Genomic DNA, 17827 nt, shown 5'->3' on the forward strand with positions numbered 1-17827 from the left:
TTGGTGGCATGGGTTGCCAGCGGCCCAACTGAAGAAAGCATTCCGAAAGGACACCCCTCGTGGCAAAAATCACCAAAACCTTCCAGTACGGCAAGCACACCGTCACGCTTGAAACCGGCGAAGTCGCCCGTCAGGCCAGCGGTTCGGTCATCGTCAAGATGGACGACACGGTGCTGCTGGTCACTGCCGTCGCCGCCAAGAGCGCGCGCGAAGGCCAGGACTTCTTCCCGCTGACCGTGGACTACCAGGAAAAGTTCTACGCCGGTGGCCGTATCCCGGGTGGCTTCTTCAAGCGTGAAGGCCGTGCAACGGAAAAGGAGACCCTGATCTCCCGCCTGATCGACCGTCCGATCCGTCCGCTGTTCCCGGAAGGCTACAAGAACGAAGTCCAGATCATTGCCACGGTGATGTCGATGAACCCGGACGTGGACGGGGACATCCCGGCCCTGATCGGCGCCTCGGCGGCCCTGTCGCTGGCCGGCACCCCGTTCAAGGGTCCGATCGGCGCCGCCAAGGTCGGTTACAAGGATGGCCAGTACATCCTCAACCCGACCGTTACCGAATTGAAGGACTCCCAGCTTGAGCTGGTGGTCGCCGGTACCGCCAATGCGGTGCTGATGGTGGAATCCGAAGCGGCCCTGCTGAGCGAGGAAGTGATGCTCGGCGCAGTGACCTTCGGCCATCGCGAAATGCAGAAGGTCATCAACGCGATCAACGAGTTGACCGTTGAAGCCGGCACCAAGCCGAGCAGCTGGGAAGCGCCGGCCAAGAACACCGCGCTGATCAGCGCGCTGCAGGAAGCGGTCGGCGGCAAGCTGGCCGAAGCCTTCCAGATCCGTGACAAGCTGCAGCGCCGTGACGCCATTGCCGCCATCAAGAAGGACGTGATGGAAGCGCTGGCCGGCCGCGCCGAAAGCGAGGGTTGGAGCAGCGCCGAGCTGTCCAACGAGTTTGGCGAGCTGGAATATTCGACCATGCGTAACGCCGTGCTGGACACCAAGGTCCGCATCGACGGCCGTGCGCTGGATACCGTGCGCCCGATCACCGTCAAGGCCGGCGTGCTGCCGCGTACCCACGGCTCGGCGCTGTTCACCCGTGGTGAGACCCAGGCCATCGTGGTCACCACCCTGGGCACCGCCCGTGACGGCCAGGTCATCGACGCCGTTTCCGGTGAGTACAAGGAAAACTTCCTGTTTCACTACAACTTCCCTCCGTACTCGGTGGGTGAGTGCGGCCGTTTCGGTGCGCCGAAGCGTCGCGAGATCGGCCACGGCCGTCTGGCCAAGCGCGGCGTGCTGGCGGTGATGCCGACCATCGAGGAATTCCCGTACACCATTCGTGTGGTGTCGGAAATCACCGAATCCAACGGCTCCTCGTCGATGGCCTCGGTCTGTGGTTCCTCGCTGGCCCTGATGGACGCCGGCGTGCCGGTGAAGGCGCCGGTGGCCGGTATCGCCATGGGCCTGGTCAAGGAAGGCGACAAGTTCGTCGTGCTGTCCGACATCCTGGGTGACGAAGACCACCTGGGCGACATGGACTTCAAGGTGGCTGGCACCTCCGAAGGTATCTCTGCACTGCAGATGGATATCAAGATCGAAGGCATCACCGAAGAGATCATGAAGCAGGCGTTGGAGCAGGCCAAGGGCGGCCGTCTGCACATCCTGGGCGAAATGGCCAGTGCGCTGACCGCGCCGCGCGAGGAGCTCTCCGATTACGCCCCGCGCCTGCTGACCATCAAGATCCACCCGGACAAGATCCGCGAAGTGATCGGCAAGGGCGGCTCGGTGATCCAGGCCATTACCAAGGAAACCGGCACCCAGATCGACATCCAGGACGACGGCACCATCACCATTGCTTCGGTGAACAATGCCGCGGCCCAGGAAGCCAAGCGTCGCATCGAGCAGATCACCTCGGACGTCGAGCCGGGTCGTATCTACGAAGGCAAGATCGCCAAGATCATGGACTTCGGTGCGTTCGTCACCATCCTGCCGGGCAAGGACGGTCTGGTCCACGTCTCGCAGATTTCCTCCGATCGCGTCGAGAAGGTCTCCGACGTGCTCAAGGAAGGCGATGTGGTCAAGGTCAAGGTGCTGGAAGTGGACAAGCAGGGCCGTATCCGCCTGTCGATGAAGGCCGTGACCGAAGGTGAGGACGTGGCGGCCGCCGAATAAGGCGCTGTCCGTTCATGACCTGAAAAAGCGGGCCGCAAGGCCCGCTTTTTTGTTGCCTGCGGCATAACCCCAACCACAGCGGCGGGATAACCTGCTGGCAGCGCTGGCGCGGCAGCTGCAGGCTGGATTGGTTTGAAACGGAGCTGCACGGATGCGGCAGTTACAGCCAATCGATGGGCTGATGGTGCTGGCAATGGCCAGCGGTGCCGGGCTGGGCCTGTTGCTGCCCGGGCTGTTGATGCGCGGTTGGCTCTGGCTGTGCCTGCCGTGTGCGCTGCTGGTGGCCTGCAGGGCTGCGCAATGGCGCCTGCCGGCCTTGCTGCTGCTCGGGCTGGCCCTTGCGCAGCTGCATGCAGCGCACGTACTGGACCGGCAGTGGCCGGCCGCGCGCAATGGTCAGACCCTGACGCTCAGCGGGCAGATCATCGGTCTGGTCGAGCAGCAGCCCGGACGCAGTCGCTTTATGTTGCAGGTGGACCGGCCGGCCGCCAGACAGGCCGGCATGCGGGGGCGACGGCTGGCCGTGGTCTGGTCCGATCCGCTCGATGGCAGTGTCGATGCCCAGCGCCTGCAGCTTGATGCCGGGCAGTCCTGGCAGCTGCAGTTGCGCCTGCGCCGTCCCGACAGCCGGCACAATCCCGGCGGGTTTGATGCTGCCCGGCATGCACTGGCCGCCCGCATCCATGCCAATGCCTACGTGGTACCGGGCCGGCAATCCCTGCGCGGCAGTGGCCAGGGACTGCAGCCCTGGCGGGCGCGGATGTCGCGACGGATCGAGCAGGCGCTGCCAGCCGCACAGGCGCGCTTCGTGCGGGCGCTGGCATTGGGCGACACTGCTGGACTGGACGAGCACGATTGGCAACGGTTGCGGGTCACCGGGTTGACCCATCTGGTGGCGATCTCCGGCTTCCATGTCGGCCTGCTGGGCATTGTCGCGGCGCAACTGGCCTGGTTGCTGTGGCGTTGCTGTCCGCCGCTGGCGATGTGGCTGCCGCGGCCGCAGGCGATGGCCGTGGCGGCACTGTCCGGTGCGCTGCTGTATGCGGCGGTGGCCGGCATGGGGCTGCCGGCCGTGCGCACGGTACTGATGATTGCGGTGGTCTGTCTGGCGCGCCTGTCCCGGCGGGTGACGGGCATCTGGCAGAGTCTGTCATTGGCGCTGCTGGCGGTGCTGCTGGTGGATCCGCTGGCCCTGCTGGCTGCGGGTTTCTGGCTCAGCTTTGCCGGCGTGGCCTGGCTGGCCTGGAGTCTGCCGCATGGCCCGCTGCCGCCGTTGCGCGGTCTGCTTGCCGCACAGGCAGTGGCCAGTATCGGCCTGCTGCCGTTGACGGTAGTGCTGTTCGGCCAGGCATCGCTGGTCGGGCCATTGGCCAACCTGCTGGCCATTCCCTGGTGGTCACTCGTGGTGGTGCCGCTGTGCGTGCTCGGGCTGTTGCTCGAGGCGCTGCTCGCGGGCGCAGGCCAGTGGGCCTGGCGCTGGGCCGGGCAGGCGTTCATGCCCAGCTGGGAGCTGTTCGGGTGGATGGCCGACAGCCGCTGGGCACTGTGGTGGTTGCCGGAAAGCAGCCTGCTGGCAGCTGCCCTGGCGTTGCTGGGCGCTGCCTGGCTGTTGTTGCCGCGTGGCGTACCCGGGCGCTGGCTGGCCCTGCTGCTGTGGCTGCCGATACTGTGGCCGCAACGGGAACTGCCGGCTGCGGCCGGACAGCTGGATATGCATGTGCTGGATGTCGGCCAGGGACTGGCGGTGGTGGTGCGCACGGCCAACCATGTCCTGCTGTATGACACCGGTCCGCGCTCGCGCTCCGGTTTTGATGCCGGAGCCCGCATCGTGCTGCCGGCGCTGCATGCACTGGGGGTGCGCAGGCTGGACCTGCTGATGCTCAGTCATGGTGATGCCGATCATGCCGGCGGGCTGGAGGCAGTGCGGCAAGGCATCCCGCCAACGCGCGTGGTCGGGCCTGCAGGGATGCCACAGTCGATCCAGGGCAGCTGCCTGGCCGGTGATCACTGGCAATGGGATGGCGTGCGCTTTTCCGTGCTGCATCCGGGGCTGCATTTTCCGTACCTGGGCAATGACGCCAGTTGTGTGCTGCGCGTCGACAGTGCGCAGGGCAGCGTGCTGCTGACCGGTGACATCAGCCAGGTTGTCGAGCAGCGGTTGCTGCAGCAGGATCGGGCCGCCGTGCGCGCGCGCGTGGTGCTGGCCGCCCATCATGGCAGTGACAGTTCCTCGCTGGGCGGGTTCGTGCAGGCCACAGGCGCCGAGCTGGTGGTGGTCTCGGCCGGGGCAGGCAACCGTTTTGGTCACCCACATCCGGTGGTGGTCAGGCGCTGGCAGCATGCCGGTGCCGAAGTGCTCAACACGGCCGACAGCGGCGCGGTACGGATATGGCTCGACGGGCAGGGGCTGTCGGTGCGGCAGCGCCGGTTCTGGCGCCAGCGGCTGTGGGATGGCGGTGGTTGAGCGGTGCTGGCTGCTATCCTATCGCGCAGATAGCTTGTGGCCGATGGCCTGGGGGTTTGAACGTGTGGGAACTGGTCAAAGCCGGCGGTTGGCCGATGCTGCCGCTGATTGTGCTGGGCGTGTTGGGCGTTGCCATCATTCTGGAGCGGCTGTGGACCCTGCGCCGCAACGAGGTGCTGCCTCCGGGCCTGGGGCAGGAAGTGCGCAGCTGGGCGGCGCGCGGACGGCTGGAGCCGGCACACCTGCAGACGCTGCGTGACAACTCCCCGCTGGGCGCATTGCTGGCCGCTGCATTGGAAGCGCGCAACCGTCCGCGCGAGCAGATGCGCGAGCGCATCGAGGATACCGGCCGCCATCTGGTGCACCGGATGGAGCGCTACCTACCGGCACTGTCGACGATTGCCTCGGCCGGACCCTTGCTGGGTCTGCTGGGTACGGTGATCGGCATGATCCAGATGTTCCTGGGCCTGATGGACCATGGCGCCGGCGATGTCAGCCAGCTGGCCGGCGGCATCGGCAAGGCCCTGGTGTGCACGGCCACCGGCATGGCAGTGGCGATCCCGGCCCTGATTGCGCACCGTTATTTCCGTGCACGCGTCAGCGGTTATGTGGTGGAAATGGAAAAGGAGGCTGCCGCGCTGATGGATGCGCTGGATGGCCGTCCGGCGGTACTGGCTGCAGCGGCTGCTGCAGGCAAGCCGGCCGAGGCCAAGGGCGCTGCCCCCGTGCAGCAGCCGGCGCGGAGCTGACATGCGCATTGGCGACAACAGCAGCCAGGATGACACCCATATCGATCTGGTACCGCTGATCGACGTGATCCTGGTGTTGATCATCTTCTTTGTGGTCACCACCACCTTTGATGTGCGTTCCACCATCCAGCTGGAGCTGCCCAAGGCCAGCGAGCAGCCGGCCAGCGAACCGCTGCGTGGGCTGGGGGTGCTGATCAATGCCGATGGACGCTATTTCGTCAACGACCAGGAAGTGCTGCGTACCGATATCGAATCGCTCAAGCACGCGCTGGGGGAAGCGGCTGGCGATGACCGTCAGCAGACCGTGCTGCTGCGCGCCGATGCCCGCACCCCTTACCAGGCGGTGGTCACCGCACAGGATGCGCTGGGCCAGCTGGGCTTTCGCCGCATCGCCATTGCCACTGCGCCGGAAGTGAAGCAATGAGCCAGGCCGAAACTGCCTGGCAGACCTATGCCAGGTTGCTGCGTTTTGCCAAGCCTTACCGGGGCCTGCTGGCGATGGCGGTGGTCGGGCTGTTGATCGAGGCCGGTGCCGGCAGCTACTTCCTGGTGATGATGAGCCCGGTCACCAACAGCCTGGTCAATCCGAGCGAGATCAACGTTTGGATGCCATTGGCCATCGTCGGTCTGTTTCTGTTGCGCGGGGTAGCCGGCTACCTGACCGACATCGGCATGGGCAAGGCCGCACGCAGCATCGCGCGCGATCTGCGGATGCAGGTCCTGGACAAGTACATGCGCCTGCCCGGGCAGCGCTTTGATGCTGAGCCAGTGCCCTCGATGCTGGTACGCCTGGGCTCCGATGCCGACCAGGTGGCCCAAGCGGCGGTGGATGCGACCAAGGTGGTGGTGCAGCAGTCGCTGCAGGCGCTGGGGGCACTTGCGGTGATGCTCTGGTACAGCTGGCAGGTGACCCTGGCCATCTTCGTGCTTGCCCCGCCGCTGGCCTGGGTCATGAGCAAGGTGGCCAAGCGCTACCGCCGCATCAGCCACCGCATCCAGGAAAGCAGCGCCGAACTGATGCAGTCGGCCGACCAGACCCTGTCGGCCAACCAGGACGTCAAGATTTATGGCGCCCAGCAGGGCGAACTACAGCGCTACCAGGGCCAGGCCAATGTCCACCTGCGCCTGGCGGTGAAGGTGGAGGCCACGCGCAGTATTTCCTCGGCCATGGTGCAGCTGATCGGTTCGGTCGGCCTGGCCGCGTTGCTGCTGATTGCCAGCTACGAGGCAACTGCCGGGCGTCTGGCCGTGGGTGACTTTGTGACGCTGATGCTCTCGATGATGACCATCATCCCGGCACTCAAGCAGCTGACCAATGTGCAGAACATGACCCAGCGCGGCATTGCCTCGGCGCAGCGTCTGTTCAGCGTGCTCGATGCCGAGGATGAGCCGGACACCGGCACCCGTGCATTGCAGCGCTGCCGTGGCGAACTGGAGTTCCGTTCGGTCACCGCCACCTATGAGGGCCAGACCAAGCCGGCCCTGCAGGATGTCAGCTTCATTGCCCGCCCGGGCACGGTGACCGCGATTGTCGGGCGCTCGGGCAGTGGCAAATCCACCCTGATCAAGCTGATTCCGCGATTCTATGACGCACAGCAAGGCCAGATCCTGCTCGACGGGCATCCATTGCAGGACTATCGCCTTGCCGACCTGCGCCGGCAGATCGCGATGGTCGGCCAGCAGGTGATGCTGTTTGACGGCAGCATCGCCCAGAACGTGGCCTACGGTGAGCTGGAACAACGCAGCGCCGAGCAGCTGGACCAGGCCATTGACGGTGCCAATGCCCGTGAATTCGTCGCGCAGATGCCAATGGGGCTGGAGGAGCAGGTCGGTGCCAAGGGCGGGCGTCTGTCCGGCGGCCAGCGCCAGCGCCTGGCCATCGCCCGCGCCATGCTCAAGGATGCGCCGATCCTGATCCTGGATGAGGCCACCGCGGCGCTGGACAATGAATCCGAGCGCCTGGTGCAGGACGCGCTGCACAAGCTGATGCCCGACCGCACCACCCTGGTCATCGCCCACCGGTTGTCAACGATCGAGCATGCCGACCAGGTGCTGGTGATGGACCAGGGCCGGATTGTCGAGCGCGGCACCCATGCCGAACTGCTGGCTGCCGGTGGCCTGTACGAGCACCTGTACCGCATGCAGTTCCGCGACGGGCAGGGCTGATGGGCAGGCAGACTCCCGAGTACTGGTACCAGGATGGCGTGCCGGTGCCGCTGTGGGCCTCGGCACTGGCTCCGTTGTACGAAGCGGTGGTGCACCTGCGCGGCAGCCTGTACCGGCGCGGCTGGTTGTCACGCCACTCGCTGCCGGTACCGGTGCTGGTGGTGGGCAATATCACTGCCGGTGGCACCGGCAAGACGCCGCTGACCATCGCCGTGGTCGAACGCCTGCGCCGTGCTGGCTGGAAGCCGGGGGTAGCCAGCCGTGGCTACGGGCGTCAGCAGGCCAAGGCCTCCCGCTGGGTGGATGCCGGCACGCCTGCCACCCTGGGCGGCGATGAGCCGGTGCTGATTGCACGCAAGACCGGCGTGCCGGTGCGCGTGGATGTGGACCGGGTTGCTGCTGCCCGAGCCCTGGTGCAGGCCGGCTGCGATGTCATCATCAGCGATGATGGCCTGCAGCATTACCGGCTGGCACGCGATATCGAAGTGGAAGTGGTCGATGCCCAGCGCCGTTATGGCAATGGGCGGATGATCCCGGCCGGTCCGCTGCGCGAGCCGGTCGGGCGGGCGGCGCAGTGCGACTTCCGTATCGTCAACCTGGGGGTGGACGGGCGTGCGCAGGACGTGGGCTTTGGTCAATGGCCGATGCGCCTGGATATCACCCAGGCAGTTCCGCTGGCCGGTGGCCGCGAGCGCGCCTTGTCCAGCTTTGAAGGCCAGCGCGTGCATGCGGTAGCCGGCATCGCCCACCCGGAGCGGTTTTTCCAGATGCTGCGGCAACGGCAGATTGCCGTGGTGCCGCACGCGTTTGCCGACCATCACCAGTTCACCCCGGCCGATTTTGACTTCGGCAGCCGCTTGCCGGTGCTGATGACCGAGAAGGATGCGGTCAAATGTGCCGCTTTTGCCCAGCCCGGACAGTTCAGCGTGCCGTTGCAGGCCGAGCTGCCCGAGGCACTGTGGATCAGCCTGCTGGACCGCCTGGAGCAGCTGCGGCCACGCTAGTGTGTGCACTTGGTGCACACTAGCCCGCTCGTGTTTTGTTGAGCTGCCACCATGAGCGCCCCTGATTTCGTTGTTGCCATCCCGGCCCGCTACCATTCCTCACGCCTGCCGGGCAAGCCGCTGGCCTTGATTGCCGGTGAGCCGATGGTGGTGCATGTGGCGCGGCGCGCGTTGGCCGCCGGCGCACGCCAGGCCTGGGTGGCCACCGATGACCAGCGTATTGCCGATGCCCTGGCCGGCCTGGAGGGCATCCAGGTGGCAATGACCGCTGCCGGACACGCCTCCGGCACCGACCGGCTGGCCGAGTGTGCGGCCATTGCCGGCTGGAGTGATGACACCGTGGTGGTCAACCTGCAAGGCGATGAGCCGTTCGCGCCGGCCGCCGGGATCGTCGCCGTCGCCACCGCCCTGGTCCAGCAGCAGACGCCGATGGCGACCCTGGCCACGCCGGTTGCTGACGCGCCAGTGCTGTTTGATCCCAATGTGGTCAAGGTGGTGCGCGACGCAGGCGGCCGCGCACTGTATTTTTCGCGTGCACCGATCCCCTGGCCGCGCGATGCGTTTGCTGTCGATCGCAGCCGCTTGCCTGCGGGCAATCACTGGCTGCGCCATATCGGCATCTATGCCTACCGCGCCGGTTTCCTGCGCCAGTTTGCCGCGATGCCGGCAGGCGGCCTGGAACAGCTCGAATCGCTTGAGCAGCTGCGGGTACTGGAGGCCGGTCATGCCATTGCTGTCGGCCTGGCGCCACAGGCGTTCCCGCCGGGAATTGATACCGCCGAGGACCTGGCCCGTGCCAATGCCTGGCTGGCGGCGCAGTGACCGCCCTGCTGGTGGTGTGCCTGGGCAACATCTGCCGTTCGCCGCTGGGCGAAGGAGCGTTGCGGGCAGCGCTGCGGGCGGCAGGGCAGCAGGACCATGTCCACGTTGATTCGGCTGGCACGGCCGGCTGGCATAGCGGCAAGCCGCCGGATCCGCGTGCGCAGGCTTGTGCGCTGCGTCACGCTGTGGATATCGGCCAGCAACGTGCGCGCCAGCTGCAGGTTGAGGATTTTTTCCGGTTTGACTGGCTGCTCTGTGCCGACCGCGACAACCTTGCCGCTGCCCGCGCCATGGCACCGCCAGGACTGGAAAACCGCGCCGTACTTTGGCTGGAGTGGGCCGGGCTGGGCCAAGGCATGCAGCTGCCCGATCCGTACTACGGCAGCGATGCCGACTTCGAGCAGGTCTGGGACCTGGCCAGCGCCGCCGCCCGTGCCACCTGCCGACGAGTGGCACGGTAATTGCCTTTAGGCATAATCGGGCCATGGACGCTACCCAACTTTCCCAGGATCTGCCCGAATCGGCCACGTGGCTCAATGCCCCGCCGGCAACGTTGATGCATTTTCAAGGCCGGCCACTGGTGGTTGCCTTCGTCAATGCCGCCTCCCGCTGGTGCAGCCAGCGGCTGCAGGAGCTGCAGCAATGGCAGGCGCGTCATCCAGGGCGTTTGCAGGTGGTGGTGGTGCAGGTGCCACGCTTTGATTTCGAGCGCGATGGCCAGCGTTCCCTGGCCCTGTTGGCCCAGGACGGCATCCAGGCACCGGTATTGCTCGATACAGGTTGGGAAGCATGGCGGCGCTTTGCGGTGGACAGCTGGCCGACCCTGGTGATGATTGATTCCAGCAGCCGCGAGGTTGAACGGCTGGTCGGTCTCGGGCAGCCGTTGGAGCCGGCGCTGAGCAGCCTGTGCCAGGGGGTCAAGCCAGCACCGTCGGCACTGGACAACCTGCAGCTGCTGGCGGTTTCCACCGCCGGGCATGAACTGCGTCACCCGCGTGGGCTGCAGGTCACCCAGGATCGTCTCTACATTGCCGACACCGGCAAGCACCGGGTGCTGGAATGCAACCACCATGGTCGGATCCTGCGCCAGTTCGGCATGGGTACCGCCGATTGGGCCGATGGCAGCAGTGATGTGGCCGCCTTCAACCGCCCGCACGGGCTGGTCCTGGGGCATGGGCATCTGTACGTGGCTGATACCGGCAACCACGCCATACGCAGGATCAATGTGCTCAGTGGCCAGGTCGATACCCTGATCGGCACCGGCAAGGCCGGTACGCCACGCGAAGGGGTGCTGGCCCAGGCCGCCGACAGCCAGCTGCAGCAGCCTTCGGCGCTGGCCCTGCTGGACAACCAGCTGCTGCTGGCGATGACCGGCGACAACCAGGTCTGGAGCTATGACCTGGGCAGCCGCAAGCTGGCCTGTCGCGCAGGTTCGGGCGCACTGGAGCTGCGCGATGGCAGCGGGCCGATGGCCGCCTTTGCCCAGCCGGTGGCGTTGACCACGATGGATGGCACGCTGTATGTCTGCGATGCGCTCAGTTCGGCAGTGCGTTCGTTGCAGCTGCGTGGCGGGCTGGTGCAGACCGTTGTAGGCCAGGGGCTGTGGCAGCACGGCCTGGTCGACGGCAACCGTGCCGAGGCTCTGCTGCAGTTCCCGCAATCGGTGGCAGCCGACGCCGATGCGCATCTGCTCTGGGTGGCCGATGCCGGTAACGGCAAGCTGCGCAGGATCAAGCTGCCCGGGGCCCAGGTAACCAGTGTCGCGCTGGATCGTCCGCTGTATGGCGCCTCGGCGATCGCCGTCCAGGCCGGTGTGGTGTGGATCGCCGATAGCGAAGGTTGTGCTGTGCTGCGCTACGATCCTGCTACCGGCGAGCTCGCCGACATTCCGATTGGGCAATGAGCCATAGCAGTACGGCTGAACATGCGTTTGACGGCAAGGCCTTTGCAGCCAGCTTGAGCACCGCTCCCGGCGTTTACCGGATGTATGCCGCCGATGAGACCTTGCTGTATGTCGGCAAGGCCGGGGCGCTGCGCAAGCGGGTGGGCAGCTATTTCAATGGCTCGCCGAAAAACGCGCGCATCATGTTGATGCTCAGCCAGGTGGCACGGATGGAGGTGACCGTCACCCGTACCGAGGCCGAGGCGCTGCTGCTGGAAAACCAGCTGATCAAATCCCTCGGGCCGCGTTACAACGTGGCCCTGCGCGATGACAAGAGCTACCCGTATGTGCTGCTCACGCGCGAGCGCTGGCCGCGGATTGCGCTGCATCGTGGGCCGCGCAGCCACAACGGGCGGTATTTTGGCCCTTATCCGGGTGTCACTGCGGTACGCGAGACCCTGAACCTGATGCACAAGCTGTTTGGCCTGCGCAGTTGCGAGGACAGCGTGTTCCGCAATCGCACCCGGCCGTGCCTGCAGCACCAGATCGGACGCTGCCTGGCGCCGTGCGTGGAGCGGGTAAGCGAGCAGGAATATGGCCAGGCCATCCACCGGGCGGCGATGTTTCTGGATGGCCGCAGTGATGCGTTGATCCATGAACTCAGCCAGCAGATGCAGGCGGCCAGTGATGCGCTGGAGTTCGAACAGGCGGCGCGTCTGCGTGACCTGGTCAAGTCCCTGCGCAGCATGCACAACCGGCAGTTTGTCGATGGCCAGGCATTGGACCTGGATGCCTTGGCCTGTGCCATGGACGGTGCCAATGCCTGCGTGATGCTGCTGTCCTTCCGTGATGGCCGCAACCTGGGCACACGGGCGTTTTTCCCGCGCACCAATGGCCAGGACAGTGCCGAGGAGGTGCTGGCCGCGTTCGTGTCGCAGTATTACAGCGAGCAGGCCGCGCCGGCCGAGATCCTGCTGGACCGGGAGATCGAGGAGGCCGGCTTGATCCAGGCCGCCTTGAGCGAGGCCAGCGGCCAGCGGGTACAGCTGAAATGGAAGGTACGCAATGAACGTGCCGGCTATATCGAACTGGTCAGCCGCAATGCACAGGCGGCGCTGGTGCAGGAGTTGTCCAGCCGTGGCGCCCAGCGCGTGCGCAGTGAAGGGCTGCAGGCGTTGCTGGAGTTGCCGGCGGCACCGAACCGGGTGGAGTGCTTTGACATCAGCCACACCATGGGCGAGGCCACGGTGGCCTCCTGTGTGGTGTTTGATGCCAATGGCCCGGTGAGCAGCCAGTACCGCCGCTACAACATCACCGGGATCACCCCGGGCGATGACTATGCCGCGATGCATCAGGCACTGGAACGGCGCTTCCGCAAGGCCGTGGAGCAGGATGGCGTGCTGCCGGATGTGCTGCTCATCGACGGCGGTGCCGGGCAGCTGGCGCAGGCCCAGTCGGTCCTGGACGGGCTGGCGGTGCAGGGGGTGATGCTGGTTGGTGTAGCCAAGGGGCCGCAGCGGCGTGCCGGCGAGGAAACTCTGGTGCTGCCGGATGGGCGCAGCCTGCGCCCGGGCGCGGCCAGCCCGGGCCTGCAGTTCATCCAGCAGGTGCGCGACGAGGCACACCGCTTTGCCATTACCGGCCATCGTGCGCGGCGGCAGAAAGCGCGCAACACCAGCCGGCTGGAAGATATCGAGGGCATCGGGCCCCGGCGGCGGGCAGCCTTGCTGCGTCACTTTGGCGGGCTGGGGGGGCTCAAGGCGGCAGGGCAGGCCGAGATTGCCCGGGTCGAGGGCATCAATGCCGCGCTGGCAGCGCGTATCTACGCTAATCTTCACGGACTGCCGGAAGTAGTTCTGGCTGATGAGTCGACCTGAAGCAATGAATTTGACCCTCCCCACGTGGCTGACCCTGCTGCGCATCGTGATGATCCCGGTGCTGGTACTGGCCTTTTACCTCCCCTACAAATGGACCAACTTCGCCTGTGCGGCGGTGTTTGGCCTGGCAGCGATCACTGACTGGCTGGATGGCTGGATAGCACGGCGCTGGAACCTGCAATCGGCCTTTGGTGCCTTCCTGGACCCGGTCGCCGACAAGCTGATGGTGGCCGTTGCGTTGTTTTTGATCGTGCAGGGGCATCCCACGCCGTGGATGGCGTTCTGGGCAGCGGTGATCGTCGGTCGTGAAATCGCGGTTTCGGCCCTGCGTGAATGGATGGCCGAGCTCGGCCAGCGTGCCAAGGTCGGTGTGGCCATGATCGGCAAGATCAAGACCACGGTACAGATGATTGCGCTGCTATGCCTGCTTTATTCGGTGACGCCGGGACAGCAGAAGACCAGCGAGATCTGGCTGGGCGAACCGGTTTTCCACCTCGGTGACTGGCTGCTGGCGGCGGCGGCACTGCTGACCCTGTGGTCTGGCCTGCAGTACCTGTGGGCCGCCTGGCCGAGCCTGAAGGTCGACGAACAGGCCGCCCGTAAAAAAGTGAAATCCAAGCCGTAAATTGTGTTGACGTGTGCGTGAAGTGGTGTATTATTTCGCCTCCCAAGCGGGAATAGCTCAGTTGGTAGAGCGCAACCTTGCCAAGGTTGAGGTCGCGAGTTCGAGTCTCGTTTCCCGCTCCAGCTTGATTCCAGTGCCAAAACCTGGTGCATGCTGCCTCTGTGAAGCGGGTTGGGAAAAAATGCGGGAATAGCTCAGTTGGTAGAGCGCAACCTTGCCAAGGTTGAGGTCGCGAGTTCGAGTCTCGTTTCCCGCTCCAGCTTTATCCGGCCGCAAGGCCGTGGTCACCACCAGTCACCAAACGGTGGGGCATCCATGCGGGAATAGCTCAGTTGGTAGAGCGCAACCTTGCCAAGGTTGAGGTCGCGAGTTCGAGTCTCGTTTCCCGCTCCAAGATGCAGTGGCCAAAAACGCCTTCCAGCAGGCGTAAGCTTTGATTTGAAGTGCTTTGAAGGCAGGCAGTCAAGGCAACAAACGCTGGCGTGAAACGTGAAATGCAGGTATCATGTTCACATTCCAAGCGGGAATAGCTCAGTTGGTAGAGCGCAACCTTGCCAAGGTTGAGGTCGCGAGTTCGAGTCTCGTTTCCCGCTCCAGATCAATGCAATGTCCAGCATGCGAGGGCATCGCCTGGTAAGCAAACAGTCTTACCAACCAGTTGTTGGCCTGATGGCAGAGTGGTTATGCAACGGATTGCAAATCCGTGTACGCCGGTTCGATTCCGACTCAGGCCTCCATAAGATTCAAGCATTCAACCCGCGAAAGCGGGTTTTTTGTTGCCTGCGTTCTGGGTGCAAGGCGGCCACGCCGGGCTCGATATGCGGCAGATACGCTGGTTTTGCCGTGGGATGTCCTCCGTCATCGGCCGGGTAAGTTTTCTGTGCGGGTTCTGCTCTGGCAACGCGGTGCTGCAGGGGGAGCATCTGTGCCTGGCCGGTCAGGCCTGCTGCAAGGTTGTCCAGGCTGATCTGCCTGATCCTTGTCGAGGCTCTGGCAGCACTGTTGCCAGCACGAGGATGCCGCAGCAGTTTTCGCTGTGGATGCCGGCGCGGGTGGGCACGAGGCGGGCTGGTCGCGCGATTGGTTCAAGCACTACGACGTGCTGCAGGGTGCGGGCGCGGGCTGCTCAGCGGTTTTTCAATGCAGCAGCAGCCAGCTGCTCAGGGCGCTGCCCAGCGCGATGACCAGGGCGACCACGGTGCGTGGACGCATGATCCGTGCTGGCTGCTCCTCTGCGTCTGCCTGGCTTTGGCGACGGATCAGGCCGCCGGGCAGGCCGTGCGCGGCCAGTTGGCGGTCGCAGACACTGATGCACAGGCCGCAATCCAGGCAGTTGCCATCCACGCCATTGCGGATATCCAGCTTCAGGGGACACTGCTGTTGGCATTGCGCGCAGTCCAGGCAATCGCCGAGGCGATCAGGCGCAAAACGGGGCCAGCTGCCCGCGATGGCTGGGTTGGCGGCACGAAAGACGTAATCCTGCGCGGTGGTGGGATTGAGCAGGGTACGGCCACGGGCATGGATGCCGGGCAGGCCGGGGGCGCGTGCGCCGCGCGGTTCACCCCGGCGTAGCTGGTAGCGCACATGCGGGGTGTGTTGGTCGGTGATCCAGGGTTGCAGGCGGGCAAACGGGCACAGCTCGGTGCACAGGCGCGTTCGCAGGAAACGGATATTGGCCCAGGTGGCGGCGGCATAGAAAACCGCCCAGAACACCGTCCAGTGATTCCAGCCAGCGGCATCGGGAGGCAACAGCTGGCGGACCGGAGTGAAATAGCCGACAAAACTGATCCCGGTCCAGATGGCCAGCAGTGCCCACAACAGGTTGCCGCCGTGTCTGCCCAGTTGCATCAGCTGCTGGTACAGGCTGCCGAGAATGGATTGTGGGCAGAGCAGCCCGCACCACAGGCGACCGCCCAGGTTGGTCAGCAGGTAGAGCAGGGCCAGGCCAGATACTGCCAATGCCAGCAGGGCGGGCAGCTCGTCGGCTGCAAGTTCGATGCCCAGCAGGTAGGCATGACGGCCGGCCAGGTCAAACAATACGGCCGGCTCGCCGTTGATTGACAGCCATGGCAGCAGATAGAAGCTGCCCAGCAACAGCAGTGCGCTGAGTCTGCGCGGCCAGCTGAATGTCAGGGCCGCCGGTAGCGGTGGTCTTGGCATGCTCAATCCCACTCTTCATCCAGGCGTGATGGTGCCGGTGGAGCAGGGCGCAGCAACAACCAGGTCAGGCTGCTGGCCAGGCTGGCCACCCCCCAGAACATGAAAAACCCCAGGCTGTAGCCGGTCAGGCGGCTGTCTGCCAGTGCCGGCCAGCTGATCGCTGCCAGCGCAAGCGGATCAATCATCGCGAAAAACACCAGGGTGGCCAGTCCGGCGACAACAAAGGCCGGCCACACGATGAGGCCGATGGTGCGCAGCACGGTGGCAGATGAGGGCGACGAGGCGGGCTTGGGCATGTGGGCTCACAGCAGGGCCGCTGCGTGGAAAGCGCGCGGCTGAGGCAGGACGCCCAAGGCTAGAATCCGCGGCTGGCACTGACATTGATTCCAATCAATAGTGCCGCCGCTGCAATGGCCTGCTGGATTGATCCGCATCAAGGCCCGGCACGGGGAGGCATGGGATCCTGCCGGCATGGATACTCAACCTGCATCGGCAGCCAGTCTGGGCTGGAACTTCGATCCGGAGCTGCTGCGCCGGCATGATCGGCCCGGTCCACGCTATACCTCCTATCCCACCGCCCCGCAGTTCCACGACCGGTTCGGGGTGGATCAACTCACCGCGGCGGCGGCGCGCAGCAATGCCAGTGGCCGGCCGCTGTCGCTGTATGTGCATGTGCCGTTCTGCACCAGTCCGTGCTTCTACTGTGGCTGCAACCGGGTGATCACCCGCGACCACGGACGTGGCCAGGCCTATGTCGAGCGTCTGTTGGCCGAGGCGGCGCAGATGGCGGCCTTGTTTGGTCCCTGTCGCGAAGTGGTGCAGCTGCACTTTGGTGGCGGGACGCCCAATTTTCTCAGCCCCCAGCAGCTGCAGCAGCTGGTGGCCGGCCTGCGTCGGCTGTTCCGTTTCAGTGCCGACGCCAGCCGTGATATTTCCATCGAACTGGACCCGCGCATGATCACCCCGGCCCAGGTGGCCGAGCTGGGCGCCATCGGCTTCAATCGCGCCAGCCTCGGGGTGCAGGACATCAACCCGGTTGTGCAACAGGCGATCAACCGCATCCAGCCACTGGAGCAGACCGTGGCGGTGATGACGGCCTGCCGGCAACACGGCCTGCGCTCGGTCAATGTCGACCTGATCTATGGCCTGCCCGGCCAAACCCTGGCCGGCTTTGCGCAGACCGTGGATGCGATGCTGCAGCAGCGGCCCGAACGCCTGGCCATTTACGGCTATGCCCATCTGCCGCATCTGTTCCGTGCCCAGCGTCAGATCATCGAGGCCGATCTGCCCAGTGCCGAGGACAAGCTGGCCCTGCTGGGCATCGCGGTGGAAAAACTGACCGCTGCCGGTTACCAGTACATCGGGCTGGACCATTTCGCGCTGCCCGATGATCCTTTGGCAATCGCCCAGCGCCAGGGCCAGCTGCACCGCAATTTCATGGGTTACACCACCCATGCGCAGACCGACCTGATTGGCTTGGGGGTCAGTGCGATCAGTCACATCGACAGCAGCTACAGCCAGAACCCACGTGAATTGCCGGCCTGGGAAGTGGCCGTTGATGAGGGGCGCCTGCCGGTATGGCGCGGGATGGAGCTCAGTGCCGATGACCAGGTGCGGGCGGCACTGGTGCAGGAGCTGATGTGTCACGGCCAGCTGGACATCGCCGAATTCGAACGCCGGCATCAGTTGGTGTTTGCTGATTATTTCGCCGCTGACCTGCAGCGCCTGCAGGCCCTGCAGGACGATGGTCTGGCCCGGATGAGCAACGGGGTGATTGCGGCTACCGAATGGGGGCGGCCCTTGCTGCGTCTGCTGGCGATGTGCTTTGACCCGTACCTGCATGATCAGCGCAGCACGCAACGCTATTCGCGGGCAATCTGAGCGCTGGGCAGTATTCCGTGTTGTGG

Annotated in this window: 14 protein-coding genes and 5 tRNA genes; 17 read left to right on the forward strand and 2 right to left on the reverse strand. The window is 65.2% G+C overall.

Annotation, left to right across the window (positions count from 1 at the left end):
- Positions 1-59 precede the first annotated feature (59 nt).
- From pnp to ABB25_RS03840, 16 genes are all read left to right on the forward strand, one after another.
- Positions 60-2171, forward strand: a complete 2112-nt coding sequence (gene pnp / locus ABB25_RS03765) for a polyribonucleotide nucleotidyltransferase (RefSeq protein WP_057663918.1) — start codon at positions 60-62, stop codon at positions 2169-2171.
- 151 nt (positions 2172-2322) lie between these two features.
- Positions 2323-4635, forward strand: coding sequence for a DNA internalization-related competence protein ComEC/Rec2 (locus ABB25_RS03770; protein ID WP_057663921.1), 2313 nt, complete (start codon positions 2323-2325; stop codon positions 4633-4635).
- Between the two features lie 62 nt (positions 4636-4697).
- Entirely contained in the window at positions 4698-5384 is a 687-nt protein-coding gene (locus ABB25_RS03775) for a MotA/TolQ/ExbB proton channel family protein (protein ID WP_057664462.1), read from the forward strand.
- Position 5385: 1 nt separating this feature from the next.
- Positions 5386-5808, forward strand: coding sequence for an ExbD/TolR family protein (locus ABB25_RS03780; RefSeq protein WP_057663924.1), 423 nt, complete (start codon positions 5386-5388; stop codon positions 5806-5808).
- Positions 5805-7550 (forward strand): lipid A export permease/ATP-binding protein MsbA, encoded by a 1746-nt coding sequence (gene msbA / locus ABB25_RS03785; RefSeq protein ID WP_057663927.1) that lies wholly within the window; start codon positions 5805-5807, stop codon positions 7548-7550. Before ABB25_RS03780 ends, msbA begins: the two co-directional genes overlap by 4 nt.
- Positions 7550-8554: a tetraacyldisaccharide 4'-kinase gene (gene lpxK, locus ABB25_RS03790; RefSeq protein ID WP_057663929.1), complete on the forward strand. Its 1005-nt coding sequence runs from the start codon at positions 7550-7552 to the stop codon at positions 8552-8554. Before msbA ends, lpxK begins: the two co-directional genes overlap by 1 nt.
- A gap of 51 nt (positions 8555-8605) precedes the next feature.
- A complete protein-coding gene (gene kdsB / locus ABB25_RS03795) occupies positions 8606-9376 on the forward strand; it encodes a 3-deoxy-manno-octulosonate cytidylyltransferase (RefSeq protein ID WP_057663932.1) in 771 nt (256 codons plus the stop codon).
- On the forward strand, positions 9373-9837 hold the full coding sequence (locus ABB25_RS03800) for a low molecular weight protein-tyrosine-phosphatase (protein ID WP_244477743.1): 465 nt from the start codon (positions 9373-9375) through the stop codon (positions 9835-9837). The genes kdsB and ABB25_RS03800 overlap by 4 nt, the downstream gene beginning before the upstream one ends.
- Before the next feature lie 23 nt (positions 9838-9860).
- Positions 9861-11279, forward strand: a complete 1419-nt coding sequence (locus ABB25_RS03805) for an NHL repeat-containing thioredoxin family protein (protein WP_057663935.1) — start codon at positions 9861-9863, stop codon at positions 11277-11279.
- Entirely contained in the window at positions 11276-13135 is a 1860-nt protein-coding gene (uvrC, locus tag ABB25_RS03810) for an excinuclease ABC subunit UvrC (RefSeq protein ID WP_057663938.1), read from the forward strand. The genes ABB25_RS03805 and uvrC overlap by 4 nt, the downstream gene beginning before the upstream one ends.
- Before the next feature lie 4 nt (positions 13136-13139).
- A complete protein-coding gene (gene pgsA / locus ABB25_RS03815) occupies positions 13140-13760 on the forward strand; it encodes a CDP-diacylglycerol--glycerol-3-phosphate 3-phosphatidyltransferase (RefSeq protein ID WP_057663942.1) in 621 nt (206 codons plus the stop codon).
- A 46-nt stretch (positions 13761-13806) separates the two neighbouring features.
- Positions 13807-13882 (forward strand) — tRNA-Gly (locus ABB25_RS03820).
- Between the two features lie 61 nt (positions 13883-13943).
- Positions 13944-14019 (forward strand) — tRNA-Gly (locus tag ABB25_RS03825).
- Positions 14020-14077: 58 nt separating this feature from the next.
- Positions 14078-14153 (forward strand) — tRNA-Gly (locus tag ABB25_RS03830).
- 127 nt (positions 14154-14280) lie between these two features.
- Positions 14281-14356: transfer RNA gene (locus ABB25_RS03835), tRNA-Gly, on the forward strand.
- A gap of 67 nt (positions 14357-14423) precedes the next feature.
- Positions 14424-14497 (forward strand) — tRNA-Cys (locus tag ABB25_RS03840).
- A 400-nt stretch (positions 14498-14897) separates the two neighbouring features.
- Here the strand turns inward: ABB25_RS03840 and ABB25_RS03845 are convergent.
- Positions 14898-15920: a 4Fe-4S dicluster domain-containing protein gene (locus ABB25_RS03845; protein WP_083488085.1), complete on the reverse strand. Its 1023-nt coding sequence runs from the start codon at positions 15918-15920 to the stop codon at positions 14898-14900.
- Between the two features lie 2 nt (positions 15921-15922).
- Positions 15923-16216 (reverse strand): hypothetical protein, encoded by a 294-nt coding sequence (locus ABB25_RS03850; protein ID WP_057663948.1) that lies wholly within the window; start codon positions 16214-16216, stop codon positions 15923-15925.
- Positions 16217-16391: 175 nt separating this feature from the next.
- On the opposite strand from ABB25_RS03850, the gene hemN reads away from it, so the two are divergent.
- Positions 16392-17801: an oxygen-independent coproporphyrinogen III oxidase gene (gene hemN, locus ABB25_RS03855; protein ID WP_057664465.1), complete on the forward strand. Its 1410-nt coding sequence runs from the start codon at positions 16392-16394 to the stop codon at positions 17799-17801.
- The last annotated feature ends 26 nt before the right edge of the window (positions 17802-17827 follow it).

The sequence above is a fragment of the Stenotrophomonas koreensis genome (genome assembly GCF_001431525.1).
Classification (GTDB): domain Bacteria; phylum Pseudomonadota; class Gammaproteobacteria; order Xanthomonadales; family Xanthomonadaceae; genus Stenotrophomonas; species Stenotrophomonas koreensis.